The organism is Jiangella alkaliphila (genome assembly GCF_900105925.1).
GTDB classification, from domain to species: Bacteria; Actinomycetota; Actinomycetes; order Jiangellales; family Jiangellaceae; genus Jiangella; species Jiangella alkaliphila.
Genome location: NZ_LT629791.1, coordinates 5,986,194 through 6,009,841, shown reverse-complemented (window position 1 = coordinate 6,009,841; position 23,648 = coordinate 5,986,194). Strand labels below are relative to the sequence as shown.

Annotated in this window: 27 protein-coding genes and 2 pseudogenes; 15 read left to right on the top strand and 14 right to left on the bottom strand. The window is 72.3% G+C overall.

From position 1 onward, the window contains the following. Nucleotides 1-4: 4 nt before the first annotated feature. The 6 genes and pseudogenes from BLV05_RS27675 to BLV05_RS27655 all read left to right on the top strand — a co-directional run bounded on the left by BLV05_RS27675 (nucleotide 5) and on the right by BLV05_RS27655 (nucleotide 5,514). A protein-coding gene (locus tag BLV05_RS27675) for an IS3 family transposase (RefSeq protein ID WP_407717070.1) occupies nucleotides 5-1,200 on the top strand; the annotation gives its coding sequence in 2 pieces (ribosomal slippage) (nucleotides 5-266 and nucleotides 266-1,200; 1,197 coding nt in all). Between the two features lie 341 nt (nucleotides 1,201-1,541). Then, complete coding sequence (locus BLV05_RS27670; RefSeq protein WP_157524330.1) at nucleotides 1,542-2,522, top strand: type IV toxin-antitoxin system AbiEi family antitoxin domain-containing protein; 981 nt, start codon at nucleotides 1,542-1,544, stop codon at nucleotides 2,520-2,522. Between the two features lie 63 nt (nucleotides 2,523-2,585). After that, a pseudogene (locus BLV05_RS27665) lies at nucleotides 2,586-3,655 on the top strand (IS4 family transposase); the annotation flags it as partial. Nucleotides 3,656-3,760: 105 nt separating this feature from the next. Then, the gene (locus BLV05_RS36165; RefSeq protein WP_157524329.1) at nucleotides 3,761-4,030 is read left to right on the top strand and encodes a hypothetical protein; all 270 of its coding nucleotides are present in this window, start codon (nucleotides 3,761-3,763) and stop codon (nucleotides 4,028-4,030) included. 73 nt (nucleotides 4,031-4,103) lie between these two features. Continuing rightward, nucleotides 4,104-5,084, top strand: coding sequence for an ABC transporter substrate-binding protein (locus tag BLV05_RS27660; protein WP_082155842.1), 981 nt, complete (start codon nucleotides 4,104-4,106; stop codon nucleotides 5,082-5,084). Continuing rightward, the gene (locus BLV05_RS27655) at nucleotides 5,071-5,514 is read left to right on the top strand and encodes a siderophore-interacting protein (protein WP_052763185.1); all 444 of its coding nucleotides are present in this window, start codon (nucleotides 5,071-5,073) and stop codon (nucleotides 5,512-5,514) included. Before BLV05_RS27660 ends, BLV05_RS27655 begins: the two co-directional genes overlap by 14 nt. 18 nt (nucleotides 5,515-5,532) lie before the next feature. On the opposite strand, the gene BLV05_RS27650 is transcribed toward BLV05_RS27655, so the two are convergent. The 6 genes and pseudogenes from BLV05_RS27650 to BLV05_RS27630 form a co-directional block, all read right to left on the bottom strand. Then, entirely contained in the window at nucleotides 5,533-6,195 is a 663-nt protein-coding gene (locus BLV05_RS27650) for a methionine ABC transporter permease (protein ID WP_046772848.1), read from the bottom strand. Next, nucleotides 6,192-7,232, bottom strand: a complete 1,041-nt coding sequence (locus BLV05_RS27645; protein ID WP_046772847.1) for a methionine ABC transporter ATP-binding protein — start codon at nucleotides 7,230-7,232, stop codon at nucleotides 6,192-6,194. Before BLV05_RS27645 ends, BLV05_RS27650 begins: the two co-directional genes overlap by 4 nt. Continuing rightward, nucleotides 7,232-8,116, bottom strand: a complete 885-nt coding sequence (locus BLV05_RS27640; protein ID WP_046772846.1) for a MetQ/NlpA family ABC transporter substrate-binding protein — start codon at nucleotides 8,114-8,116, stop codon at nucleotides 7,232-7,234. The genes BLV05_RS27645 and BLV05_RS27640 overlap by 1 nt, the downstream gene beginning before the upstream one ends. Nucleotides 8,117-8,225: 109 nt before the next feature. Further along, nucleotides 8,226-8,477: a hypothetical protein gene (locus tag BLV05_RS36160; RefSeq protein WP_152691128.1), complete on the bottom strand. Its 252-nt coding sequence runs from the start codon at nucleotides 8,475-8,477 to the stop codon at nucleotides 8,226-8,228. Nucleotides 8,478-8,518: 41 nt separating this feature from the next. Then, on the bottom strand, nucleotides 8,519-9,727 hold the full coding sequence (locus BLV05_RS27635) for a hypothetical protein (RefSeq protein ID WP_046772845.1): 1,209 nt from the start codon (nucleotides 9,725-9,727) through the stop codon (nucleotides 8,519-8,521). A gap of 85 nt (nucleotides 9,728-9,812) precedes the next feature. Continuing rightward, nucleotides 9,813-10,712, bottom strand: a pseudogene (locus BLV05_RS27630) (class I SAM-dependent methyltransferase); the annotation flags it as partial. Nucleotides 10,713-10,840: 128 nt separating this feature from the next. On the opposite strand from BLV05_RS27630, the gene BLV05_RS27625 reads away from it, so the two are divergent. Beyond that, a complete protein-coding gene (locus BLV05_RS27625) occupies nucleotides 10,841-11,269 on the top strand; it encodes a TIGR03667 family PPOX class F420-dependent oxidoreductase (RefSeq protein WP_046772853.1) in 429 nt (142 codons plus the stop codon). A 23-nt stretch (nucleotides 11,270-11,292) separates the two neighbouring features. Next, nucleotides 11,293-12,180 carry an SMP-30/gluconolactonase/LRE family protein gene (locus BLV05_RS27620; RefSeq protein WP_197683351.1) on the top strand — a complete coding sequence of 296 codons (888 nt, stop codon included), beginning with the start codon at nucleotides 11,293-11,295 and terminating at the stop codon, nucleotides 12,178-12,180. 7 nt (nucleotides 12,181-12,187) lie between these two features. Here BLV05_RS27620 and BLV05_RS27615 read toward each other — a convergent pair whose 3' ends face one another. Both BLV05_RS27615 and BLV05_RS27610 read right to left on the bottom strand, forming a co-directional pair. Continuing rightward, nucleotides 12,188-12,373 carry a hypothetical protein gene (locus tag BLV05_RS27615; RefSeq protein ID WP_046772843.1) on the bottom strand — a complete coding sequence of 62 codons (186 nt, stop codon included), beginning with the start codon at nucleotides 12,371-12,373 and terminating at the stop codon, nucleotides 12,188-12,190. A 94-nt stretch (nucleotides 12,374-12,467) separates the two neighbouring features. Beyond that, nucleotides 12,468-13,088 (bottom strand): TetR/AcrR family transcriptional regulator, encoded by a 621-nt coding sequence (locus tag BLV05_RS27610; RefSeq protein WP_046772842.1) that lies wholly within the window; start codon nucleotides 13,086-13,088, stop codon nucleotides 12,468-12,470. A 68-nt stretch (nucleotides 13,089-13,156) separates the two neighbouring features. Here BLV05_RS27610 and BLV05_RS27605 point away from each other — a divergent pair, with 68 nt between their 5' ends. Continuing rightward, entirely contained in the window at nucleotides 13,157-13,918 is a 762-nt protein-coding gene (locus BLV05_RS27605) for an alpha/beta fold hydrolase (protein WP_046772852.1), read from the top strand. Between the two features lie 138 nt (nucleotides 13,919-14,056). Then, nucleotides 14,057-15,172 (top strand): fatty acid desaturase family protein, encoded by a 1,116-nt coding sequence (locus tag BLV05_RS27600; RefSeq protein WP_082155841.1) that lies wholly within the window; start codon nucleotides 14,057-14,059, stop codon nucleotides 15,170-15,172. Here the strand turns inward: BLV05_RS27600 and BLV05_RS27595 are convergent. Both BLV05_RS27595 and BLV05_RS27590 read right to left on the bottom strand, forming a co-directional pair. Next, a complete protein-coding gene (locus tag BLV05_RS27595; protein WP_046772841.1) occupies nucleotides 15,105-15,434 on the bottom strand; it encodes a LapA family protein in 330 nt (109 codons plus the stop codon). The genes BLV05_RS27600 and BLV05_RS27595 overlap by 68 nt on opposite strands. 79 nt (nucleotides 15,435-15,513) lie before the next feature. After that, entirely contained in the window at nucleotides 15,514-16,260 is a 747-nt protein-coding gene (locus tag BLV05_RS27590) for an alpha/beta hydrolase (RefSeq protein WP_046772840.1), read from the bottom strand. Between the two features lie 55 nt (nucleotides 16,261-16,315). On the opposite strand from BLV05_RS27590, the gene BLV05_RS27585 reads away from it, so the two are divergent. The 3 genes from BLV05_RS27585 to BLV05_RS27575 all read left to right on the top strand — a co-directional run bounded on the left by BLV05_RS27585 (nucleotide 16,316) and on the right by BLV05_RS27575 (nucleotide 18,565). Further along, a complete protein-coding gene (locus BLV05_RS27585; protein WP_046772839.1) occupies nucleotides 16,316-16,933 on the top strand; it encodes a TetR/AcrR family transcriptional regulator in 618 nt (205 codons plus the stop codon). An 82-nt stretch (nucleotides 16,934-17,015) separates the two neighbouring features. Beyond that, entirely contained in the window at nucleotides 17,016-17,423 is a 408-nt protein-coding gene (locus BLV05_RS27580) for a YciI family protein (protein ID WP_046772838.1), read from the top strand. Further along, on the top strand, nucleotides 17,420-18,565 hold the full coding sequence (locus tag BLV05_RS27575; protein WP_046772837.1) for an RNA polymerase sigma factor: 1,146 nt from the start codon (nucleotides 17,420-17,422) through the stop codon (nucleotides 18,563-18,565). The genes BLV05_RS27580 and BLV05_RS27575 overlap by 4 nt, the downstream gene beginning before the upstream one ends. Before the next feature lie 11 nt (nucleotides 18,566-18,576). Here the strand turns inward: BLV05_RS27575 and BLV05_RS27570 are convergent, their stop codons facing one another. Then, nucleotides 18,577-19,536, bottom strand: a complete 960-nt coding sequence (locus BLV05_RS27570) for a hypothetical protein (protein ID WP_046772836.1) — start codon at nucleotides 19,534-19,536, stop codon at nucleotides 18,577-18,579. 41 nt (nucleotides 19,537-19,577) lie between these two features. Between BLV05_RS27570 and BLV05_RS27565 the strand changes: the two genes are divergently transcribed. Together BLV05_RS27565 and BLV05_RS27560 are read left to right on the top strand one after the other, a co-directional pair. Beyond that, entirely contained in the window at nucleotides 19,578-20,288 is a 711-nt protein-coding gene (locus BLV05_RS27565) for an endonuclease/exonuclease/phosphatase family protein (RefSeq protein WP_046772835.1), read from the top strand. A 149-nt stretch (nucleotides 20,289-20,437) separates the two neighbouring features. Beyond that, on the top strand, nucleotides 20,438-21,751 hold the full coding sequence (locus BLV05_RS27560; RefSeq protein ID WP_046772834.1) for a hypothetical protein: 1,314 nt from the start codon (nucleotides 20,438-20,440) through the stop codon (nucleotides 21,749-21,751). Here BLV05_RS27560 and BLV05_RS27555 read toward each other — a convergent pair. Genes BLV05_RS27555 through BLV05_RS27545 form a run of 3 tightly spaced genes read right to left on the bottom strand, consistent with a single transcriptional unit; the run spans nucleotide 21,738 to nucleotide 23,640 of the window. Beyond that, nucleotides 21,738-22,352 carry a hypothetical protein gene (locus tag BLV05_RS27555; protein WP_052763182.1) on the bottom strand — a complete coding sequence of 205 codons (615 nt, stop codon included), beginning with the start codon at nucleotides 22,350-22,352 and terminating at the stop codon, nucleotides 21,738-21,740. The two genes, BLV05_RS27560 and BLV05_RS27555, sit on opposite strands and share 14 nt — an antisense overlap. Further along, nucleotides 22,349-22,996: a hypothetical protein gene (locus tag BLV05_RS27550; RefSeq protein ID WP_052763181.1), complete on the bottom strand. Its 648-nt coding sequence runs from the start codon at nucleotides 22,994-22,996 to the stop codon at nucleotides 22,349-22,351. The genes BLV05_RS27555 and BLV05_RS27550 overlap by 4 nt, the downstream gene beginning before the upstream one ends. Continuing rightward, the gene (locus BLV05_RS27545) at nucleotides 22,996-23,640 is read right to left on the bottom strand and encodes a hypothetical protein (protein ID WP_157524327.1); all 645 of its coding nucleotides are present in this window, start codon (nucleotides 23,638-23,640) and stop codon (nucleotides 22,996-22,998) included. The genes BLV05_RS27550 and BLV05_RS27545 overlap by 1 nt, the downstream gene beginning before the upstream one ends. Nucleotides 23,641-23,648: the final 8 nt, after the last annotated feature.

The following is a 23,648-nucleotide window of genomic DNA, read 5'->3' as shown; positions in this document are numbered from 1 at the left end:
GTTCGTGGCGAGGAAGAAGGCAACATTCACGCCTGAGTTCCGCGAAGAGGCTGCTCGACTGGTGGTCGAGAATGACCGTCGTATTGCCGATGTGGCGCGTGAGATCGGCGTGGGTGAGACCACTCTCGGCAATTGGGTGAAGAAGTACCGAGAGGACCACGTCGGCGACGAGCCGCCGCTGGGGTTGTCCGAACGTGCGGAGTTGGCCGAACTGCGACGGCGGACGCGAGACCAGGAGATGGAGCTCGCGTTCCTGAAAAAAGCTGCCGCGTACTTCGCGAAGGAGCAGCGGTGAGCGAGAAGTACGAGTTCATCGCCGCCGAGTACGCGCACAATAGCGCCGACAATGTCAACGACGCTCCGTCTCTCAAGCAGATGTTCACCTGGCTGGGTGTGTCCAGGTCCGGCTACTACGACTGGCGGGACCGGCCACCGTCGGCGACCACGCGGCGGCGTGAGGAGTTGAAGCTCAAGATCGAGGCGTTGTTCGACCACAACGACCGCACCTACGGGTACCGGCGCATCCACGCCGAGCTGCTCCGCGGCGGCGAGCAGACCGGGCCCGAGCTGGTCCGTGACCTGATGCGTGAGCTGGGCCTGGTGCCGTGCCAGCCGCGCCCGTACAAGATCACCACTATCCAGGGCGACGACCGGCCGGCCACCCCAGACCTGGTGCGCCGCGACTTCACCGCCGACGCGCCGGGAACGAAGCTGGTCGGCGACATCACCTACATCCACACCTGGGAGGGATGGCTGTACCTGGCGACCGTGATCGACTGCTTCAACAAAGAAGTCATCGGGTACGCACTCGCCGACCACATGCGCACCGAACTCGTCACCGACGCGCTCGACATGGCCGCCAGGAATCACGATCTCGCCGACCGCTGCATCCTTCACTCAGATCGCGGGACGCAGTACACATCGACTGACTTCTCAGCGAAGATCAAGCAGCTCGGGATGCGCGCTTCGCTCGGCAGGACCGGCATTTGCTACGACAACGCTCTGGCCGAATCGTTCAATTCCATGTTGAAGGTCGAGCGCGTCTACCGCACCGTGTACCCGACACGGAAGAAAGCCCGCGAGGATGTTGCGAACTACATCGAACTCTTCTACAATCGCAGACGAATCCATTCAGGGCTCGGCTACCGGACCCCGCACGAAGTCCGCAACGAACACCTGAATGGCCAGCTCGCAGCATAAGAGACCGCAAACGAAGCGGTCCGGAAAGCTCGGGGCAGCCCAACCAGAACACGCGCGTCCTGGCCATCGCCGCCATCAGCAGCGACCTCAACCCGCCACGACGAGCCCGCGTCACGCAGCGCGTCAAGAAACCACCCCGGAACACCTTCAAAGCCAAACGACGAGACCAGACCCGCCCACCCAGCCACGCCACCCACAAGATCAAAGTTCGCCGGGCCAGCAAAACCGCCCTAACTTAACGGCATTGTGCTCTGACGACTCAAAAGGTTGATGATCATGGTTGTCCACAGATTGCGAACTGGGGGTGGTGGGACGGCGCCGGGTCGCGCAGGCTGCCTGGTGTGGACCTCGATGACCTGATCGCCGCTCAGCGCGGCATGGTGAGCCGCGCTCAGGCGCTGGCCGCCGGGTTGACGGCGGCCAGGCTGAGGTGGCTGGTCGAGTCCCGGCGCTGGCGGCGGGTGCATGCCCACACGTTCGCGACGACGACCGGCCCGCTCACGTTCGAGGCGCGGGTATGGGCGGCCATCCTGCGCGTGGGGCACGACGCCGTCGCCAGCCACCGCACCGCCGCAGTTCTGGATGGGCTGTGCGACGACGCCGGGCCGGTGATCCACGTGACGGCACCTGCCGAGCGGCACGTGCGCGGCAAGATTGACGGAGTGCGGGTTCACTACGCGCACCGGTTGCCGCTGACCCGCCACCCGGCCGCGTCACCGCCCCGGACCCGGCTCGAGGAGACGGTGCTCGACCTGGTCGACGTCGCGTCGCATCCGCGTGAGGCCGAGGGCTGGGTGACGGCGGCCTGCCAGCGCCGCCTCACCACTCCGGAACGACTGGCCGACGCGCTCGGGCGGCGGAAGAAGATCCGCTGGCGGCCGATGACCGAGGCGATGCTGGTCGACGTGGCAGAGGGGGCGCAGTCGCCGCTCGAGCTGCGTCACCTGCGCCAGGTGGAACGCGCCCACGGCCTGCCCACCAGCTGCCGTCAGCGACGCGTCGCCGGCCACCGCGTCATCTGGATCGACGTCGACTACCCGGAGTTCGCAGTGCGGGTGGAGCTGGACGGCCGGGTCGGCCACGTCGGCGAGGGCCGGTTCCGCGACCGCCGCCGCGACAACCGGGCCACCGTCGACGGCCACGCCACCCTCCGCTACGGCCACGCCGACATCTTCGGCAACCCCTGCACCGTCGCCGCCGAACACGCCCGCGTCCTACGAACCCGCGGCTGGACCGGACGCCCCCGGTCCTGCGGTCCGTCCTGCCCAGTGCCCATGATCATCAAAGAAACAGGGCGCCAGGACGCAATGCCGTTAAGTTAGGGCGGTTTGTGCTGGTCAGCGGCGTGTCGGTGGGGTTCGTGGGCAGGGCCCTCCGTTAGAACGGTGATTGTCGAAGATCATCGTCTGCCGGAGGGCCCTGTGAGTTCTGAGTCTGCCACGTGGCGATCGGGCGAGGTGAGTCTGGGCGCACTGGAAAGTGATCTTTGTCCGGAGCTGCTGGACGAGGTGATCGAGCAGGCCGGTGTGCGCGAGCAGCGGCGGCGGCTGTTGCCGGCCCGGACGGTGATGGTCTTCGTGCTCGGGTTATGCGTGTTCTGCGGCGCCGACTCGCATTCCCCGCCGGGATACCGCATGGTGATGTGCTGGCTGACCAGCACGTTCGGGTACCTGCGGGGGCTGGTCGTGCCGAGCGCGTCGGCGCTGTGCCAGGCCCGCAAACGCCTGGGCGTCACGCCGCTGCGGCTGCTGTTCGACCGGGTCCGAGGCCCACGCGCGGCGCCCGACGCGGCGGGAGCGTGGCTGTTCGGGCGGCGGCTGGTCGCCTTCGACGGCACCGCCCTGGACCTGGCCGACACCGCGGCCAACGTGGCCGCGTTCGGCCACATCGGCACGCCCTCGGGGTTCGCACAGGTGCGGCTGGTCGCGCTGATCGAATGCGCCACCCACGCGATCATCGACGCGGTGTTCGACGCGTGCCGGCACAGCGAGCAGGAACTGACCCAGCGGCTGATCGGTGCGATGCGTCCGGGGATGCTGGTGCTCGCCGACCGCAACTTCGGTCACCGGTTGTTCGCCCAGATCGCCACCAGCACCGGCGCGGACCTGATCTGGCGGATCAAGGGCAACGCCGACTTCCCCGCCATGAAGATCCTCGACGACGGCTCCTACCTGTCAGTGATCACCGCGCAACGCTACAAGAAGCGCTGGCGCACCGCCGCCCGGCGGGGCTGGCCGGAGCCTCCGATGCCCGGCACCCGGTGCGTATCGTCGACTACCGAGTCACCACCCACGTCGGCGATACCGTCACCATCAGCGATATCAGGCTCGTCACCACCCTGCTCGACCCGGCCGAGGCGCCCGCCCGAGCCGTCGCCGAGGCCTACCACCAGCGGTGGGAATCGGAGAACAGCTACCAGGAACTCAAGACCCGACTGCGTGGCGCCGGGTTCATCCTGCGCTCGAAGTCACCCGACCTCGTCGATCAGGAGATCTACGCCCTGCTCGTCACCTACCAAGCCCTCTGCACCCTGAGAACCGACGCCGCGGACACCGTCGGCGTGGACCCGCGCCGGATCTCCTTCACCATCACCATCCGCGTCACCCGAGACACCATCACCGCCGGCCGACTCGACCAGAACACGCGCGTCCTGGCCATCGCCGCCATCAGCAGCGACCTCAACCCGCCACGACGAGCCCGCGTCACGCAGCGCGTCAAGAAACCACCCCGGAACACCTTCAAAGCCAAACGACGAGACCAGACCCGCCCACCCAGCCACGCCACCCACAAGATCAAAGTTCGCCGGGCCAGCAAAACCGCCCTAACTTAACGGCATTGCGTGATAGCAGCACGAAAGGTTGATGATCATGGGGACTTAGCCGACCCTAAGTTAGGGTTGCCTCATGATACTTTCTGTCCGGTTGGTTCCCGTGGTGGTCGGGCTGGCTGTGGTCCTCGCGGCCTGCGGGGGAGACGACGACGCCGGGCCGGCCGCCGCCTCCGCCGACGCCGAGGCCGACGCGGAGACCGTCACCGTCGACCACATGTTCGGCAGTACGGAGGTCACCGGTGTGCCGGAGCGCATCGTCACCATCGACCTGCAGTGGACCGACGTCATGCTGGCGATGGGCGTCGAGCCGGTCGGGTACTCCGTCGACGCGTTCATGCCGGAGTCGGGGGTGCCGTGGCAGGACCTGCCGGCCGACGCGGAGCCGCTGTCGCTGGACGACGGCCCGCCGATCGAGCAGATCGCGGAGCTGCAGCCCGACCTCATCCTCGGCAGCTACTCGATCACCGACCAGGCCGTGTACGACCAGCTGTCCGGCATCGCGCCGACCATCGCCGGCGAGGACGCGCTGCAGGTGACGCCGTGGCAGGACCTGGTGCGGACGGCGGGGGAGCTGCTCGGCGAGCCGGGCCGGGCCGACGAGATCGTCGCGGACGTCGACGGCGAGGTGGCGGCGGTCGCCGACGCGCTGCCGGGGCTGACCGGAAAGACGTTCTCGCTGGCCCAGTACGTCGTCGGCGACTCGATCTACGTGGTGGCCGACGAACAGGACGGGTCGAGCGTGTTCTTCCAGCAGCTCGGCATGACGATGTACCCGGCGGTCAGGGACGAGGGCGAGGCGACCGGCGACACCCGCATCGTCGTCAGCCCGGAACGGTCGGACCTGCTGCAGGCCGACGTGCTGGCGTTCCTCGTCAACGGCGGCGACGAGAGCGACCTCGCCGACATCCCCGGCTTCGACCAGCTGCCCGGCACCGTCGCCGTGCTCGACTACCCGACGATCGTCGGGCTCAACACACCGTCGCCGCTGTCCATCCCGTACTCGCTGGAGCAGCTGCGCCCCTACCTCGAGGAGGCCGCCGGTGCGGCGGGGTGACGCGGCCGCGCCACGCGTGCCGGGCGTGCGGCTCACCTACAGCGAGCTGCGCGGCTCGATCCGGCGGCACCGGCCCGAGGAGCGACAGGTGGACGTCGATTTCGTCCTGCACGGCGACGGCGACCACGACGGGCTGTACGGGCCGCCGGTGACGTGGCGGCATCGCGGCGACGGCGTCCCGGCCGGGCAGTCGACGGCGCTCGCCGACGCCGTGCGTGAGCTGGACTTCCCGGACGGCGAGCCGTTCGCCTGGGTGGCCGGCGAGGCGTCCGCCGTCCGGACCGTCCGGCGGCACCTGGTCGGTGAGCGCGGGGTGGACCGGATGGCGGTCGCGTTCGCCGGCTACTGGCGGCTGCGGCTCACCCAGGACGACGGGCCGACGGTGGACGAGCTGGCCGATCACGCCGAGGTCGACGCCGACTCGGGCTGACGGCGGACGGCCTGCGGCTCATCGGTGCAGCGCCTTGCGCGCGAGCCAGTTCCCGAGCAGCTGCGCCAGCTGCACCATGCCGATGATCACCAGGACGGTGACCAGCGTGACCTCCCAGTTGAACCGCTGGTAGCCGTACACGATGGCGAAGTTGCCCAGCCCGCCGCCGCCCACGTAGCCGGCCAGCGCGGACATGTCCACGATGCCGATGACGAGGAACGTGAAGCCGAGGATCAGCGGCGCGAGCGCCTCCGGTACCAGCACCGTCACCAGGATCCGCAGCCGCGACGCGCCCATCGCCCGGGCCGCCTCGATGACGCCCGGATCGGTCGCGACGAGGTTCTGCTCGACGATGCGGGCGGTGACGAACGTCGCCATGATCGACATGGCGAAGATGACCGCCTGGTTGCCGATCGTGGTGCCGACGACGGCCAGCGTCACGGGCCCGACCGCGGTGATGAAGATGATGAACGGGATCGGCCGCACGATGTTCACCGCGACGTTCAGCACGGTGAAGACGACGACGTTCTGCAGCAGGTTGCCGCGCCGGGTCGCGTACAGCAGCACGCCGAGCACCAGCCCCAGCACGCCGCCCACCCCCACCGTCACGCCGACGATGTAGAGCGTCTCGCGCACCGACTCCCACAGCAGCGGCGACAGCTCGGACCAGTCGCGGTTCACGCCGCCACCCCCGCGTTCCCGAGGTCGTCGACGTCGGTGCGGCCGCGCAGGTCCGCGACCAGCGCGTCGATGGCCGCGTCGGGCCCGGTCAGCTCCAGCGTCAGCGAGCCGAACGGGCGCTCGTCGATCTCGGTGATGCCGCCGAACACGATCGTCCCGTCGACGCCGTGCGCCCGCAGCGCGGCGGTGACGTCGACGCTGCCGCCGTCGCCCTCGCGGATGCCGACGGTGATGATCCGGCCCGGGTGCCGGTGCCGCAGCCGCGCCAGCGCCTCCGGCGTCGGCCGGTCCTTGAGCGTCGTCGCGACGAACCGGCGGGTGGCCCGTTCGCGCGGCGCAGCGAACACGTCGTAGACCGGGCCGTGCTCGACCACCTTCCCAGCCTCCATGACGGCGACCCGGTGCGCGAGCGAGCGGATGACGTCCATCTCGTGCGTGATGACGACGACGGTGACGCCCAGCTCGCGGTTGACCCGGCGCAGCAGCGCGAGCACGTCCTGCGTGGTGTCCGGGTCGAGCGCGCTGGTGGCCTCGTCGGCGAGCAGGATCCGCGGTTCCGTCGCGAGCGCCCTGGCGATGCCGACCCGCTGCTTCTGCCCGCCGGACAGCTGGCGCGGGTAGGCCTTCGCCTTGTCCGCGATGCCGACGTAGTCGAGCAGCTCGGCGACCCGCGCCGCTCGCCGCTCGCGCGGCCAGCCGGCCACCCTGAGCGGGTACCCGACGTTGCCGGCGACGGTGCGCGAGTTCAGCAGGTTGAACTGCTGGAACACCATGCCGATGCCGGCCCGGACGCGTCGCAGCTCGGCCTCACGCAGCGCGGTGACGTCCTGCCCGTCGACCAGCAGGCGGCCGGACGTCACCGTCTCCAGCGCGTTGACCAGCCGGACCAGCGTGCTCTTGCCGGCGCCGGAGTACCCGATGACGCCGAAGATCTCGCCGGCCTCGACGTCCAGCGTCACGCCGTCGACGGCGCGAACGGCGCGGTCGCCGGACCCGAAGACCTTGCTGACGTCCTGGAAGCTGATCAGGGGTGCCATCAGTGCGCGGCGAGGTCCGTCTGGATGCCGTCGAGGATCTCCGACAGCTCATCGGACGGGTTGTCGGTGAACACCGCCGTGCCGCCGGACGCCTGCGACGACGCCTCCTCGACCTCCGGCGAGTGGTACAGCTCGACCAGCCGCTGGAACGTCTCGTTGTCGACCTCGTCGGACCGCGCGACCCACACGTTGATGTACGGGCGGGCGCCCGGGCTGTCGGCCTGGTCCTGGTACAGGGCGTCCGTCGGCTCCAGGCCGGCGTCGGCGACGAAGTCGTTGTTGATCACCGACGCGTCGACGCTGTTGAGCGCGGTCGCCGTCTGCTCCGCGGCGACCGGCGTGACGCTGACCCGCGACTCCTCCTCGACGACGTCCGACGGCAGCGACGTCGAGCTGCCGCCGCCCTCGAGCGTGATCAGGCCGGCGTCCTGCAGGACGAGCAGCGCGCGGGCCTGGTTGGTCTCGTCGTTCGGGATCGCGACCTCGCCGCCCTCGGGGATGTCCTCGAGCGACTGGTGCTGCTGCGAGTACAGGCCGAGCGGGTAGATCGCGGTCGCGCCGATCGGCGTCAGGTCGTCGTCGTTCGCGACGTTGTAGGCGGCCAGGTACTGCAGGTGCTGGAACTGGTTGAGGTCGAGCTGGCCCTGCGAGAGCGCCGGGTTGGGCTGCGTGTAGTCGGTGAAGTTCACCAGCTCGACGTCGATGCCTTCCTCGTCGGCGAGCTCGGTGAAGGCCGTCCAGTAGTCCTCGCTCGAGCCGACGACGCCGATGCGGATCGGGTCGCCGGAATCGCCGGACGCGGTCTCGGTGTCGCCTCCGCCGCACGCGGCCAGGACGGCGGCGGCTCCGGCGGCGGTGAGGGTCAGGGTGATGCGGCGGTTCATGGCGTGCGTGTCTCCTTGGTGAGGGTGAAGGGCGCGCGGGGTGGGCGCAGTGGAACCGTCGGCCGGCTCCGGTGGGAGGCGTGCCGCGAAGTCGACGCTCAGATGTGCGTCAGCGGCAGCGGCGCATTCGCATGCGACACAGGCCCATGCCGCGGCCGCAGGCGGCCGAGGTCATGAAGCGGGCGATGTCGGACGAAGCGCGAGACATGCGTCCATCTTCCGCATTGGACCAGTGGTCTCCAAACGGAATCCCGTGTGATCTCACATCGTGAACAGAATTCAACCAGAATGTGAGACCACGAGCCGAGTTGATCATGGAGAAGGTCGGGTTCCAGGGCAGCAGGAAGCCGACCTTCTCCATGATCAACGGTGGGGCGGGGTGTGGCCGTCGGCTGGGCGGCGTCAGTAGTTGGTGACGTCCAGGCCGAGCCGGTTGATCTGAGTGTGGCCCCAGGCGACCGAGGTGCGGAAGTAGAGGTAGCCGCGCCCGCCGTCGGTGAAGAGGTCGAAGTTGGCGCCCGGGCCGGTGCCGCCGTCCCAGTCGAAGACGGACGGGTAGCCGCTGATCTGGTCGGCGCTCAGCAGCTGCGGCTCGTTCCACGTCAGCAGGTCGCGCGAGGTCGCGTACTTGACGCCCTGGGAGTCGGTGACGAAGGCGATGTAGTGGCGCGACTCGGGGTGGTAGACGACGGTGCGGACGGCGGAGCGGAACACCGACGGGTTGACGACGGTGCACGGCTGGTTCGAGAACCGGTACGGGTCGCGCAGGTGCTGGGTGAACCCGGTGCCCGTCCAGGCGCGCCAGCTGTTGACGCGGGTGGGGTCGGTGGAGCGGAACAGGCACACGCCCTTGGGCTGACCGCCGCCGCCGGTGCTGGTGTAGGCGAACAGGTAGTACGTGCCGTCGGGCCGGCCCTGCGCGTCGCGGCCGGCGATCATGTTCGACGGTGAGCCGTAGCCGATCCAGCCGGCCTTCGGGGTCTGGTCGTGGCCGGGGTAGGCGATGTTCGGGAAGATCGCGACGTGCTGCGGGGTGGCCCGCGCGCGGTGGAACGCCAGCTCCGTCGACGACGTCGAGACCCGCGCCTTCCACACCGACACCGCCGAGTACCAGCAGTACGGCAGCCCGTCGACGACGCCGGAGCGGTGGCAGCCGGGCTCGGCGGTGCGGGTGCCGAAGTAGTCCTGGTGGCCGTACGCGTAGACGTACGGCGCCCGGTAGTACAGCGCCTGCGCGAACATCTTCTGGTCGAACGCGGCCGGGTCGTTGTCGCCGACGTAGCCGTCCATCACCATGTCGCAGTCCAGCTGCGCGGTCGTCGGGTGGGAGGCGAAGTCGTCGGGGGAGCCGGTCCACTGGTAGGTCGGCCCGTTCGGCCCGGCCACGATCAGGTGGACGACGCCGTCGGAGTCGGTGAACGCGCGCGGCGGGCTGTCGATGTGCACCGGGCCGGACGGGCACGGCGCGAGCGCGCTGTCGTGGAAGGTCTGCTGCTCGCCGACGATCCCCAGGACGGGGGGCGCAGGCGCGGGCGTCGGCTCAGGCGCCGGCGCGGAGGTGGTCGTGGCGGCGGCGACGGCGACGGACGCGGCCAGCTGGAACAGCAACATCGACGTCCCTCCCTGCATCGTGGAAGAGAGACCCACAATACAGACATCAAGCCCATCGCGGGCCGGACGGACGACGAGACGCGGCTCAGGCGATGAGCAGGCGGAGGCCGAGATCGGCCGCGTCGAGGCCGGCGAGGTCGCTGTTGCGCTCGGCCCTCCGGCCGGAGTCGAGCTCGTCGCCGAGACTGCGCACCGCCCGCCGCTCGGCCTCCGGCCCGACCCTCGTCCACACCGACATCGCCCGGCGCACGTGCTCCTCAAGGTACGCCTCCGGCCTGCGCCAGTAGGCCTCGAACAGGCCGTCGGCGCAGTCCCACGGGATGGGCACCGGCTCGGCGCGGGCGCCGATCGCGCCGGCCATCCCGGCAAGCGAGGGGAAGTCCGCGAGGACGTCGGCGAACTCGGGCAGGTAGTCGCGGGTCAGCCAGACCGGTCCGGCCAGCCGGGCTCGTCGGTGTCGAACGTGAGCACCACGACGCGGCGGGCCACACGTCGCAGCTCGCGCAGTCCCGCCAGCGGGTCGGCCCAGTGGTGAACGGTGGAAACGGCCATCGCGACGTCGAAAGGACCGGTCCTCGAACGGCAGGCTCTCGGCAGCGGCGGCCACGCACGGCGCCGCGCCGGCCGGCCGCTGTCGTCGCATGACCGCCGACGGCTCCACGACGGTCACGTCACAATCGGCAGGCTCGTAGGATCCCGTGCCGGCCCCGACGTTCAGCACGGTCCGCGCGTCCCCGAGCGCGGACCAGATCCGCGCGGCGATCCGCGGCTCGGTTCGCCGTGTCGCGGTGTAGGCGCCGCCGATCGCGTCGTACAGCCGTGCGCCGAGCAGCTCCAGTTGCTCCTCCGGTGTCACCTTCAGTCCCTTCGCCCGTGCCTCGAGCTCCCTGTCGATGGCCGCCACCATGGCGCCGGCGCGATCACGCCGCTCCAGCAGCAGGCCGCGCAGCCGGCGCAGGTGCGCGACCGCGTCGGTGGACGGGTCGCCTCGGCCACGTGTCCCACGGTCCAGTGATCCTCGACGGCAACGACTATGCGGCCTGACGCGACGTGAGGGTCAAGCTCTGCCCGGCAGGGCGGAATACCTTGCGCCGAGGTGCTGCTGTGATCGTCATGCTCCCGGGCCTGGACGACACCGCCGCCGCGACCGCCCAGCGGCGGCTCGGCGCCGAGGAGGAGATCTGGATCACGACGGTGCGCGCCGACGGGCAGCCGCAGACGTCGCCGGTCGGGTTCTTGTGGGACGGCGCCCGGTTCACCCTGCTCAGCCGCCCGGACGCGGCGAAGGTCCGCAACCTCGGCGCCAACCCGCGGGTGTCGCTGCACCTCGAGCTCGACCGCACCGACGACACCGGCGGCGGCGTGCTGACGGTCGAGGGCAACGCCGTCGTCGAGCCGGGACCGCTGGCCGGCCCGGAGGCCGACCGCTACGTCGCCAAGTACCGCGCGACGATGGAGCTCGTCGGCGTCACGCGCGAGGAGTTCCTGGACGGCTACTCCACCGTCCTGCGGGTGACGCCCACCCGCGCGCGCGTCTACTGAGCGACGGCTGGCATCCTGGGCGCGTGACGAGCCCCTTGGCCGACGGCGCCGCGCTCGAGCGGCTGTACACCGGGACCGAGTGGGCCGAGGGCCCGGTCTGGCTGCCCCGCACCCGCCGGGTGCGCTGGAGCGACATCCCGAACGACCGCATCCTCGAGTGGGACGCCGCGACCGGCGCGACGACGGTCTACGGCACCGGCGTCGAGTACACCAACGGCCGCACCCTCGACCTCGACGGCCACGTCGTCCAGTGCTCGCACGGCTGGCGCCGGGTCGAGCGCGACGTCGGCGGCGTCGTCACGCCGATCGTCGACGCCGTCGAGGGGCGGCGGTTCAACTCGCCCAACGACGTGGTCGTGGCGGGTGACGGCGCGATCTGGTTCACCGACCCGCCGTACGGCATCCAGCCGAGCGGCCGCGAGGGACACCCGGGGGAGCAGGAGTACGGCGGCTGCCACGTGTTCCGCTTCGACGAGGCGAGCGGCGAGCTGACCGCCGTCGTCACCGACATGGAACACCCCAACGGGCTGGCGTTCTCGCCGGACGAGTCGGTGCTGTACGTCGCCGACACCGGCGACCGGCCGGGCGACCCGGCGGAGCGGTCGATCCGCGCCTACGACGTCACCGGCGGCCGGTGCGGGAACGGCCGGGTGTTCGCGACGGTGCGCCCGGGCGCGGCCGACGGCATCCGCGTCGACGAGGAGGGCCGGGTGTGGGCGTCCAGCGACGGCTCGGTGCAGGTGTTCACGCCCGGCGGTGAGCGGGTCGCGGTGGTGCCGGTACCGGAGAAGGTCTCGAACGTCTGCTTCGGCGGCGACGACGGCACCGAGCTGTTCGTGACCGCGAGCACCAGCCTGTACCGGATCCGCACCACGACTCGATCGGCGACGCATCACCGCGACGCCGCCTGAGCGGCCCTCAGCTGGTCGCGGGGGTCTCGAACTCGATCAGGCCGGAGTCGCCGCCGTCCGTCTGACTGCTGAGCAGCGCGACCGACGTCGCGATCATCAGCACGGCCACGATCAGCACGACGGTGAGCTTGGCCGGGGTGACCGAATCGATGAGCCAGCGGCGCAGCGGGGCCAGGGCGTGGCGGTCGGACATCGTCGTCCTCTCGTCAACGGGGAGCGTCGCTTCGACCGTATGTGACAACCGCCCTGACTGGCTATCTCATCCGTCACATCGGGGAGAAATCAGGTCACTTCGGGCCGAATGCGGCGAGGAACGTCGCGACGGCGGCGTCGGCGTGGGCGTCGAGGTCGCGCGGCGCGGGCGTCCCGGCCGGGGCGAACAGCGACTCGTTGAACGGCCCCGCCAGCAGCAGCCAGAGGAACTGCTCGGCCGCGACGTCGAGGTCGCCGGCCAGCAGCCCGCGGCCGGCCAGCGCGCCGAAGAGCTGGCGCAGGGTCCGCAGCCCGCGCATGCGGCTGCGCTCGTCCCAAGTGCGGGCGAGGTCGGGGAACCGCTCGGCCTCGGTGGCGATGAGGCGGCGCATCCGCAGCAGGTCCGGCGCGGTGACGGTGCCGACGAACTCCCGCGCGAACGCGCGCAGGTCGCCGGGGAGGTCGGTCGTCGTCGCGAGCGCGTCGAGGTGGTCCTCGGAGCGGCGCTCGGCGGCGTCGATGTCGCGCTGGATGACGGCGCTGAACAGCGCCTCCTTGCTGGGGAAGTACTTGTAGAGCGTCACCTTGGAGATGGCGGCGATCGCGGCGATCTCGTCGACGCCGGCGGCGCCGAAGCCGCGGCGCAGGAACACCGTCCGGGCGGCGTCGAGGATGAGTGGCTCCTTCGGTGCGCCGCGACCCCTTGCCCGCTCCATGAACTGAACTGTACAGTACTCAAACACGGACAGTACTGAATAGTTCAGTATCTGAGGATGTGGTCGAGATGCAGGCACGATCCGCCGACGGCACGCCCATCGCCGTCACCCGCACGGGAGACGGCCCGGCGCTGGTCGTCGTCGACCCCGCCGGCGCGTTCCACGGGCTGCGGCCGGTGGCCGGCGCGATCCCGGCGCTGGCTCGGCGGTTCGCCGTCCACACCTATGACCGGCGCGGCCGCGGCGACAGCGGCGACACCGCGCCGTTCGCGCCGGACCGCGAGACCGACGACCTCGCCGCGGTGATCGCGCTGGCCGGCGGAGAGGCGGACGTCTACGGGTTCAGCTCCGGCGCCGCCGTGGCGCTGCGTGGGGCCGCCGCCGGGCTGCCGATCCGCCGGGTCGCGCTGCTCGAGCCGCCGTTCGTCGTCGGGCAGCCGGCCGACGAGGAGTTCGACGCGCGGCTGCGCGAGCTGATCGGCCGCGGCGAGCACGCGGCCGCCGTCGAGTTCTTCAACCGCGCCATCGGTGTCCCGGACGAGTGGATCGAGCAGCTGCGCGCGCACCCGGCCTGGCCCGGCATCGTCGCGCTGGCGCCGACCCTGCTCTACGACGCCGAGCTGACCGCGACGATGACGGCCGAGCTGCTGGCCGCGGTCGAGACGCCGGTGCTGGTGCTCGGCAGCGGAGGCAGCGACGACTACCTGCGCGGCGCCGCCCGCGACGTCGCGTCGCGGCTGCCCGCGGGGGAGCACCGCGAGCTCCCGGGCGACTGGCACGGCGTCGACGACGCCGTCCTCGCCGCACAGCTGACCGGCTGGTTCGCCTGAACCGGGGTTTCCGGGGACGCATCGGTCCCGGGCGAACTGGGTAGACTCAGGAGAATCGGCGCACGGTACGGCGCCCTTCGGGCTCCGGCGGCGCCGGTCCGAGCCCTCGGCCGTCGTGGCCGAAGACGGGCGGCGATCATGCCCTCGCCCGAAGCAAATTCGCCGGCACTGGCCGGACACGTTCGGCCGGCAACGGCGCCGGCCCGCGTCCCGGCGCGGGTCCGCCACGTCAGCACGTACACCGAACTGGCCCGGCAGGTCCGCGACGCCGGGCTGCTGCGGCGGCGGTACGGCTACTACTGGTCCAGGATCGTCGTGGCCGTGACGGCGTTCGCGGGGATCTGGGTGGGGTTCGCGTTCCTCGGCGACTCCTGGTTCCAGCTGCTCCTCGCCGCCGCGCTCGCGGTCGTCCTGGTCCAGTTCGGCTTCCTCGGCCACGACAGCGCCCACCGCCAGATCTTCGCCTCGCACCGGTGGAACGACTGGACCTCGAGGGTCTTCTCCGGGCTGTTCACGGGGCTCAGCTACGGCTGGTGGCAGTCCAAGCACAGCCGTCACCACGCCAACCCGAACAAGGAGGGCGCCGACCCCGACGTCGGAGCCGGCGTCCTGGCGTTCACCCCCGCCGTCGCGCAGGCGCGGCACGGCCTGGCCGCCCGCCTGACGCCCCGTCAGGGCTACTTCTTCTTCCCGTTGTTGCTGCTGGAAGGGCTCGCGCTGCATGTCGCGAGCATCCAGACGATCACGCGGCGGCAGCCGCTGCGACACCGCTGGTGGGAGGCGTCGTTCGTCGGCCTCCGCCTCGGCGGGTACGTCACCGTGCTGCTGCTGGTCCTGCCGCCGGGCAAGGCCGCGGCCTTCTTCGGCGTCCAGATGGCGCTGTTCGGGCTGCTCCTCGGCGCGTCCTTCGCGCCGAACCACATCGGCATGCCCATCGTCGCGCCGGACGAGAAGCTCGACTTCCTGCGGCGTCAGGTGCTGATGTCGCGCAACATCCGCGGCGGCCTGATGGTCGACTTCGCGATGGGCGGGCTCAACTACCAGATCGAGCACCACCTGTTCCCGAGCATGCCCAGGCCCAGCCTGCGCCGGGCCCAGCCGCTCGTGCGGGACTACTGCGCCCGGAACCTGGTCGGCTACACCGAGACCAGCCTCTTCGGCGCCTACCGGGTGATCGTCGGCTACCTCAACCGGGTGGGGCTGCGCGGTCGCGATCCCTATCGCTGCCCGCTGACCACTGAGTTCCGCGTCTGAGCGACGCGCCGATCAGCGCCGCCGCGACGGCCGAGCCGAGGCCGGCGCCGAGCAGGGCCAGCGCCAGCGGAGCGCGCCCCTCGACCCAGAGGAAGGCGACGTCCACGTCGGCGGTGTTCTGCAGCGTGAACACGACCAGGACCGCGAGGGTGAGCGTCGCGACCAAGCCGCCGATCCAGGCGGCGCGGCCGCGGCCCGCGCGTGGCGGCAGCTCCACGAGCGACTCCTCGGGGCCATCGCCATTGCGGCGGAAGACGGCCATGACATTCCTTCCACGGAAGGTGGGCCGGCGTGGCAGGCACCTCGAGGATGGGATGTCGCGATTCCCGGATGTCTCGACACTACGCCCCGCCGGCCGCGGCCGTTCTGAGGAACGCGTCGACCTCGGCCTGCCAGTCGCGCGCGGACGGCACGACGGCGGTCATGTCGTGCGAGCCGTGCACATGGCCGGGCCACTCGTGCAGCGTGACGGTGACGCCGGCGGCGGCCAGCCGCTCGGCGTAGGCGCGGCCGTCCCCGCGGAGGACGTCGAACTCGGCCGTCATGATCAGCGCGGGCGGGAGGCCGGCGAGGTTCGCGCCGGACGAGTCGCCGCCGATCGTCAGCCGGGCCGGGTCGACGCCGAGCGCGGCCGCCTGTGCCGCCGTCCAGGCCAGCGTGGCGTGGACGTCCTCGACCGGCACCGGGTAGCGGTGCTCCGGCGCCTGGCGGTGGGCGACCGAGACGACGACGGCGCCGGTGCTCGCGGCCCGGCCGGCGCAGAGCGCGTCACGGTGGTCGAGCGTGCCGAGCCACCAGCCGCCCCCGTGCACGTAGACGTGGCCGGGACGCGGCGCGGTGTCGTCGTCGGTGTCCTCGCCGGGGTGGTAGCTGCGGACGGTGAGCCGGTCGCCGTCCGCCAGTGAGACGGTGTGGTCGCGGCTGGTGACCCGCGGCGGGGCGGGCAGCGTGACGGTGGTGGCGCGCTGGTCCATGCCGCGGTGGATGGCGGCGCGGCGGTCGGCGACGCTCTGCGCGGGGTCGGCCGGGCACTGGCGGGCATGGGCGATCCGGGCCACCATCGGCTCCAGTTCGGGGAGGACGGGCATCGGCGGGCTCCTCTCTTGGCTACAGTGACTGTAACGAGTTCCCGGGGGTGGAGGCGTGGCCGGTGTGCGCGACGAGCGCAAGCAGCGGACCCGCGAGCGCGTCGCGGCGACGGCCCTGCGGCTGTTCGCCGAGCGCGGCTTCGAGGCGGTCTCCGTCGCCGAGGTCGCGCGGGTCGCAGGGGTCACCGAGAAGACGGTGTTCAACCACTTCGCCACCAAGGAGGACCTCGTCTACAGCGGCGACCAGCGGTTCGAGGCCCAGCTCGTCGGCGCGATCGGCGCGCGGCCGCCGGGGACGCCGGTCGCCGCGGCGGTCGCCGGGTTCCTGCTGGACCTGTACGCCGGATTCGGCGGCGACCCAGCCCGGCAGGAGCGGCAGGCCGTCCTGGCCCGGCTGGTCACCGCGAGCCCGGCGCTGCGGGCCCGGGAGCGGCGGATCCTCGCCCGGTACGCCGCGACGCTGCGCGAGCACGTCGCGCGCGAGCTGGGCGTCGACGGTGACGAGGACGACCTGCGGCCGCAGGTGATCGCCGAAGCGCTGATCGCCGCGCACGGCGTCGTCATCGGGGCGTTCCGGCGGGCGACGCTGTCGGGCGCGCCGCCGGAGGCGTACGCGCCGCGGGTGCTCGCGTCCGCACGGGAGGCGTTCGGTCTGCTGGCCGGACTGCCCTGACGCCGATGTCGAGAAACCGCGCCCGGCTCCGTCCCAGGGATGGACGCGGCCACAATGGGTCGCACCGTACCGAGGAGACACGATGGCCAAGTACCTGTTGCTCAAGCACTACCGCGGCGCCCCGGCTGCGGTGAACGACGTGCCGATGGACCAGTGGACGCCGGAGGAGATCTCGGCACACGTGCAGTACATGGTCGACTTCGCGGCGAGGATCCAGGCGACCGGTGAGTTCGTCGGCGAGCAGGCCATCGCGCCCGAGGGCACCTTCGTCCGGTTCGACGGCGCGGGGCGGCCGCCGGTCACCGACGGCCCGTTCGCCGAGACCAAGGACCTCATCGCCGGCTGGATGGTCATCGACGTCGACAGCTACGAGCGCGCCGTCGAGCTGGCCGGCGAGTTGTCCGCCGCCCCCGGCGCGGGCGGGAAGCCGATCCACGAGTGGCTCGAGCTGCGTCCACTCCTGGGCCCGCTGCCCACGGTGACCGAGTGAACGAGGCCCTGCTGCGGGAGTTGGTGCCCGCGGTGATCGGCGTCCTCGTCCGGCGCGGAGCGGACTTCGCGTCGGCCGAGGACGCCGTGCAGGAGGCGCTGATCAAGGCGCTGGAGACCTGGCCGGACGATCCGCCGCGCGACCCGAAGGCGTGGCTGGTCGCGGCCGCGTGGCGCCGGTTCCTCGACGCGACCCGGGCCGACGCCGCCCGCCGCCGGCGCGAGGACGTCGTCGAGGACGAGCCCGCGCCCGGGCCCGCGTCCGGCGTGGACGACACGCTGCAGCTCTACTTCCTGTGCAGTCACCCGTCACTGACGCCGTCGTCCGCCGTCGCGCTGACGCTTCGCGCGGTGGGCGGGCTGACGACGCGGCAGATCGCCCAGGCGTATCTGGTGCCCGAGGCGACGATGGCGCAGCGGATCAGCCGGGCCAAGCGAACGGTGTCGGACGTGCGGTTCGACCAGCCCGGCGACGTCGCGACCGTGCTGCGGGTCCTCTACCTGGTGTTCAACGAGGGCTACTCCGGCGACGTCGACCTCGCCGCCGAGGCGATCAGGCTCACCCGGCAGCTCGCGGCCGCGATCGATCACCCGGAGGTGGCCGGGCTGCTCGCGCTCATGCTGCTGCACCACGCCCGGCGGGCGGCCCGGACCGCGCCCGACGGCAGCCTGGTGCCGCTGGCCGAGCAGGACCGGTCCCGGTGGGATACCGCGGCGATCGCCGAGGGCGTGGCGATCCTGCAGGCGGCGTTGGCCCGGGACCGGCTGGGCGAGTTCCAGGCGCAGGCCGCCATCGCGGCGCTGCACGCCGACGCGGCGGCGGCCGACGAGACCGACTGGGTGCAGATCGTCGAGTGGTATGACGAGCTGGTGCGGCTGACCGGCAGCCCCGTCGTCCGGCTCAACCGCGCGGTGGTCGTCGGCGAGGCGGACGGGCCGCGCGCCGGCCTGGCGGCGCTCGCGGAGCTGGACGAGTCGCTGCCCCGGTACGCGGCGGTGGCGGCGTACCTGCACGAGCGCGACGGCGAGCCGGCGCTGGCGGCCCGGCTGTACGCCGAGGCGGCCGCGAAGGCGCCGACCCTCGCGGAGGTCGAGCATCTGACCCGTCAGGCGGCCCGGCTCAACGCGTTGCTGCGTGGCTGACGTCCTGCGCGTCAGGGCCGGTGCGGGGCGGCGGCCGTGGCCAGCTCGGCCAGCAGGTCGCCGGTGAGCGGCCGGCCGGCGATCGCCGTCAGCGCCGCGCCCCACCCGGCGACGAAGTACTCCCACCCGTCGACGGCGGTGGCGCCGTACGCCCGCGCGTCGGCGAGGAACGTCAGGTCGCCGCGGTAGTTGAAGTCCCAGGCCGTGGCCGTCGCGGGCAGGACGGCGCCGGGTGGCAGCGGCGAGCCGGGGCGGTCCTTGCCGAGGCCGGTCGCGTTGACGACGAGGGCGTGTTCTGGGATCGGCGGCGCCGGTTCATGGGCGTCGAGCAGCCGGAGGCGGTCGTTCAGGACGCCGCACCTTTCGGCCGTGGCGCGCAGGGCGGCGAGCGCGGCGGCGTCGGTGTCGAGGACGGTGATGGTGGCCGGTCGTGCGCCGCGCGGTGCCGGGTGGCCGGCGGCGAGCGTCGCCTCGACGTCGAGCGTCAGCGCCAGCAGCAGCGCCGTCCCCGCGCCGCCGGCCCCGTACACGACGACGTCGGCGGGCGGCGTCTGCCCGCGCAGGACGGCGGTGAGCGCGAGCGGGTCGCGTGCGTGCGCGTCGACACCGCCGGGCGTGCGGGCCAGCGTGTTCACCTCGTGGGTGAGGTCGACGAGGACGTCGGTGCGGCAGGCCCGGGCCGTGCCGGTGCGGTAGAGGCGCAGCTTGTGGCTGGTCACGACCGCCCCGGCGACCCGCGGGTTGGCGGCGACGGCCGCGACGAGGTCGTCGTAGGCGTCGTCCGGTGCGGTCAGCGGCAGGTCGACGCCGCGCAGCGTCCAGTCCGGCCGGCCGAGCACGGCGGCCCAGCCGGGGAAGACGTCGTGGGAGCGCGAGCCTCCGGTCGTCACGCCGAGGAATGCGACCAGCTCGCCCGGACCGTCCCAACTGCCCAGTTCGGCGAGGCCGATCATGCGGCGGTCGTGCGTCACAGCCCCAACCTATGGTGCGGCGCTGGTTAGGCTGACGAGCCATGCCGGACACCCGCATCCTGCACTGGAACATCCACTCCTGGCGCGACGACGCCGGAGCCCCGAACGTCGACGCCGTTGGAGCCCTGATCGCCGAGACCGAGCCTGACGTCGTCTCGCTGGTCGAGGTCGACGAGGCCTGGGGCGGCGCGTCGGTGCTGGCGTCGTTGGCCGAGCGGTTCGGCTTCGCCTGGGTCTTCCCGCCCACCGTCCACCACGGCGATTCCGCCGGGCCGCAGGGCGGTTACGGCAACGCGCTGCTGGTGAGGGCGCCGATCCGGGCGGTGCAGCAGCAGTGGCAGTTGCGCTGGCCGCCGCGCCTGTACGACGGGTCGGAGTCGTCGGAGGCGCGGACGGTGGTCCTGGTGAAGCTGGCGGTCGGTGCGGCCGGCCTCTGGGTGGGCAGCACCCACCTGCCCCGCCGCTCGGCCCCGGCCCGCGCCGCCGCGTTGGACCGCCTGCTCACGCTCGTGCGCGGCCTCGACACGCCCTTTCTCGTCTGCGGCGACTTCAACACCCCGGCGTCGTCCTGGGTGCCCGACGACGGCTCGGTGCGGCTGGCCCCGTCGTCGCCTCAGCCCTCCTACCCGACGTCGTCGCCGTCCGAGCCGATCGACTACGTCGTGGCGTCGCCGTCGCTGACCGTGCGCGCCGAGATCCTTGACCACTCCGGCTCCGACCACCTGCCGCTCCTCGCCACGCTCGCGCCCTGACCACCGCCTTGGCTCGGCTGACCCCCGCCTTGGTAAGGCTGGTCATCGCGCGGATGCCCGGAATGCCCGATTCTGAGCGGTGACCAGCCGTGCCAAGCTGCGGGCAGCGGCGGGACTACGTCCCGTTCTGCCCACTATCCTGACCTGCGATGACCGTGACAGAGGCACCGAGCCGGCCCGGGCTGGGCGCGACGCTGCGGTCTGCCGGCGTCGACTTGTTCGCGGTGCTGGGCAGGGCGGCGACGCTGCTGGGGCGGCACTGGCCGGTGCTGCTGGCGATCCTGTTCGCAGGCGAGGCCGGCCGGTACGCGGCGTTGTGGGCGGCGGTCGAGCTGAGCGACCTCAACGGGACGCTCGGGGTGCTCGTGCTGGTCCTGGGCCCGCTGGCGGCGGTGAGCGCCCTCATCGCGGCCCTCTACGCGCTGCGGAACTCGCTGCCGTCGCTGCAGCGGTCGGCCGACGACGCGGCGGGCGCGAGCGACGAGCCGGGGCAGCGGCAGCACGCGAGCGTCGTCTCCGTCGTCGGCAGTGTGATGATCCCGTTCCTCGCGATCTACGCGTCGTACGGGTACCTGTCAGAGGACGCGTTCCGGTTCGTGAACACGGCCGTCGCAGACGAGCTGTTCAACAACCCCGACCTGCTGCTGGGCACCGGCGAGGTGGACGTCAACCGGACGGCGCTGGCGACCGGCTGGCTGGCGATGGCGCTGGTGGCGATCGCGATCGTGCTGCGGTACGGGCTCGGCGTGCTGGCCGGGCGCCGGCCGATGCGGTGGATCCCGTGGGTCGCCGCGTACGTCGAGGTGCTGTGGCTGGTCACGCTGGCCCGCATGCTCGCCAACCACCAGGACGCCGCCGTCACGTGGCTGCGGGAGCGGGCGGTCACGCAGGCCGTCGCCGACGGGTGGGCGTCGCTGGTGGACTTCTTCGGCCCGGTCGGCAACGCCGTCGACGTGGGGAGCAGGTGGCTGTTCGAGCTGCTCGGCGACGCCGACGCGCTGCTGGTGATCCCGGTCGCGTGGCTGACGGTGGGTGCGGTCGTCTACGGGCAGCAACTGCACGAACCCGAGCGGCGCCGCCAGGCCTCGCACCGGCGGCCGCGCGGCGGGTTGGTCCGCCGCATGCACACGCCCGCCCGCGAAGTCGGCAACGAGCTCACCGGCGGCCTCGGCGACCGGTTCGGCGCGCTGGTCGGCGGCCTGCGCCGGCTCGCCGTCGCGGGGTTCGCGCCGATGCTGCTGTTCGCGCTGGCGTTCGTCATCGCGCAGCGGCTGGAGTACGCGGTCGAGCTGCTGTGGCGGGAGCTGCTCGGACCGCTACCGCTGGGCGCCTACCTGGCCTTCGTCCCGCACACCAGCATGATCTCGCACGTCATCGGCACCGTCGCCGTCGTGTGCCTGCTGGGCGCGGCGATCGACCGCGTCCTCGGCCGGGCGACGCGCACGGCCGTCAGCCTGCGCTGATCACCAGGCCGTCCGGCGGCCCCCAGCTGAGCACCACCTCGGCCACCTCGACGCCGTCGGGGAGAAGGACGACGGGGCTGACGGACCACTCGTCGGGGCGGCGCGGGCCGGTGTCGGGGTCGATCCCCTCGAACAGGTCGAGCTCCGGGCCGCGCGCGTCCGGCGGCACGCACGGCGACGTCGCCTGGCTGATCGACGGCGACGAGGACTGGTATGCGTACTCGGTGCCGTCGGCGTCGCGGACCACCAGCGTGCAGCCGGCCAGCGGGACGTCCGGCTCAGCAGACAGAGAGAGGTCGACGGCGACCGCCTGGACGCCGTCGGGCGGCTCCAGCGCGTCGTCCTCGCCGAGCGGCGCCTCGGCCGCGCGCACGCCGTCGAGCCGGACCCGGACGGTGAACGGCACGTCGCCGGTGCGGTCGTACTGGCTGGCCGAGAACGTCACCCACTCGCCGCCGCCGGCCTCGACGAGGTCGCGCGGCTTCTCCAGCCACCAGTAGTCCTCGACGCGGTACGAGCTGGCCGCCAGCGCCGCGGCCACCGCCACCGGCAGCGCGACCAGCCCCCAGCGGTTGCGCCGCCACCAGCTCGGCGGCCTCACGACGCCGCCCCAGGTCCGTCGGCCGGCTCGTCGACCTCGATCGGCTCCTCCGACGCGGCCCAGGCGCCGGCGTCGTCCGCCGTCAGCCCGAGGTCGACGACGGCGAGGTCGTCGCGGCGGTGGTTCTCCGGGTTCGACTGCAGCGTGACGACCAGCTCCGCGCCGGCGACGGCGTCGGCGGGCACCTCGATCGCGGCCGCCAGCCGCCGCGGGATGCCGGGCTGGGCCGCGCCGCCGGAGCTGTACGGGTTGCGCTCGACGCTGGTGCGGAACAGCCGGCCCTCGGTGTCGCGGATCGCGACGTACGACGGGACCTGCGGCTCGCCGGCCGCGGTGTACGTCCATTCGACGACGACGTAGACGCCGGTGGTCAGGTGGGGCGTGCCGGACGGGTCCTCGATGCGGGTGGAGCCGGCGACGGAGGTCACCTCGACGTCGCCCCAGCGGGTCTCGATGCGGTCGCCGACGTCGCCGGGCCGCTCGAACGGCGCGCCCGTCTCCTCGTCGACCGGCATCAGGCCCTCGACGGCGCGCCCGGTCGCCAGCGCCGCGACCAGCAGGACGGCGAACGCCGCCTGGCGCGGCAGCCGGCCCAGCCGGCCGAGCCGGCTCGACGGGGGACGGGCGACGCGGCGGCCGCCCATCAGGACTCGTCCTCTGACGGGGGCGGCGCCGTCACCTCGAGGTCGCCGGCGGCGACGGGCAGCGGGTCCAGCCACTCCTGGGTGTGGTCGATGGAGCTCTCCCGCAGCGTCCGCCCGACCAGCACCAGCCGCGCCTCGGCAGGGACGTCGGCCCGCGCGTCCTGCTCCCACACCAGCGCGACCTCGTACTCCAGCCCCGGCTGGACGGCGTCGAGGCGGGTGCCGTCGGCCATGACGTGGACGGCGTCGGCGGGTACCGGCTCGGAGCCGTCGCCATCGGCGGTCACCCCGGGCACACCGTCCAGCGCGACGCTGCCGGAGAGCAGCGCGCCGTACTCCGTCGCCGTCCCGGTCGCCTCCACCGTCGCGACCAGCGCCAGCACGCGGGTGTCGTCGTCGCCCTCGGAGATGCCGGGCAGCTCGTCGACCACCCGCAGCCGGTCGACGGTGAGCTCGAACGGGCCGAGGTCGACGGTCTCACCGGCGGCGAGCGGCGCGATGTCGGTCTCCGGCTTCTCCAGCGGGTCGAAGCCGCCGGCGGCCAGCACGGCCAGCACCACCGCGCCCGCCGCGCTCCCCGCGAGCGTCAGCTGCGGGGCACCCAGGCCCGCGCGCCGCGGCCGACCCCCCGACTCCGCCATCACGGCACCAG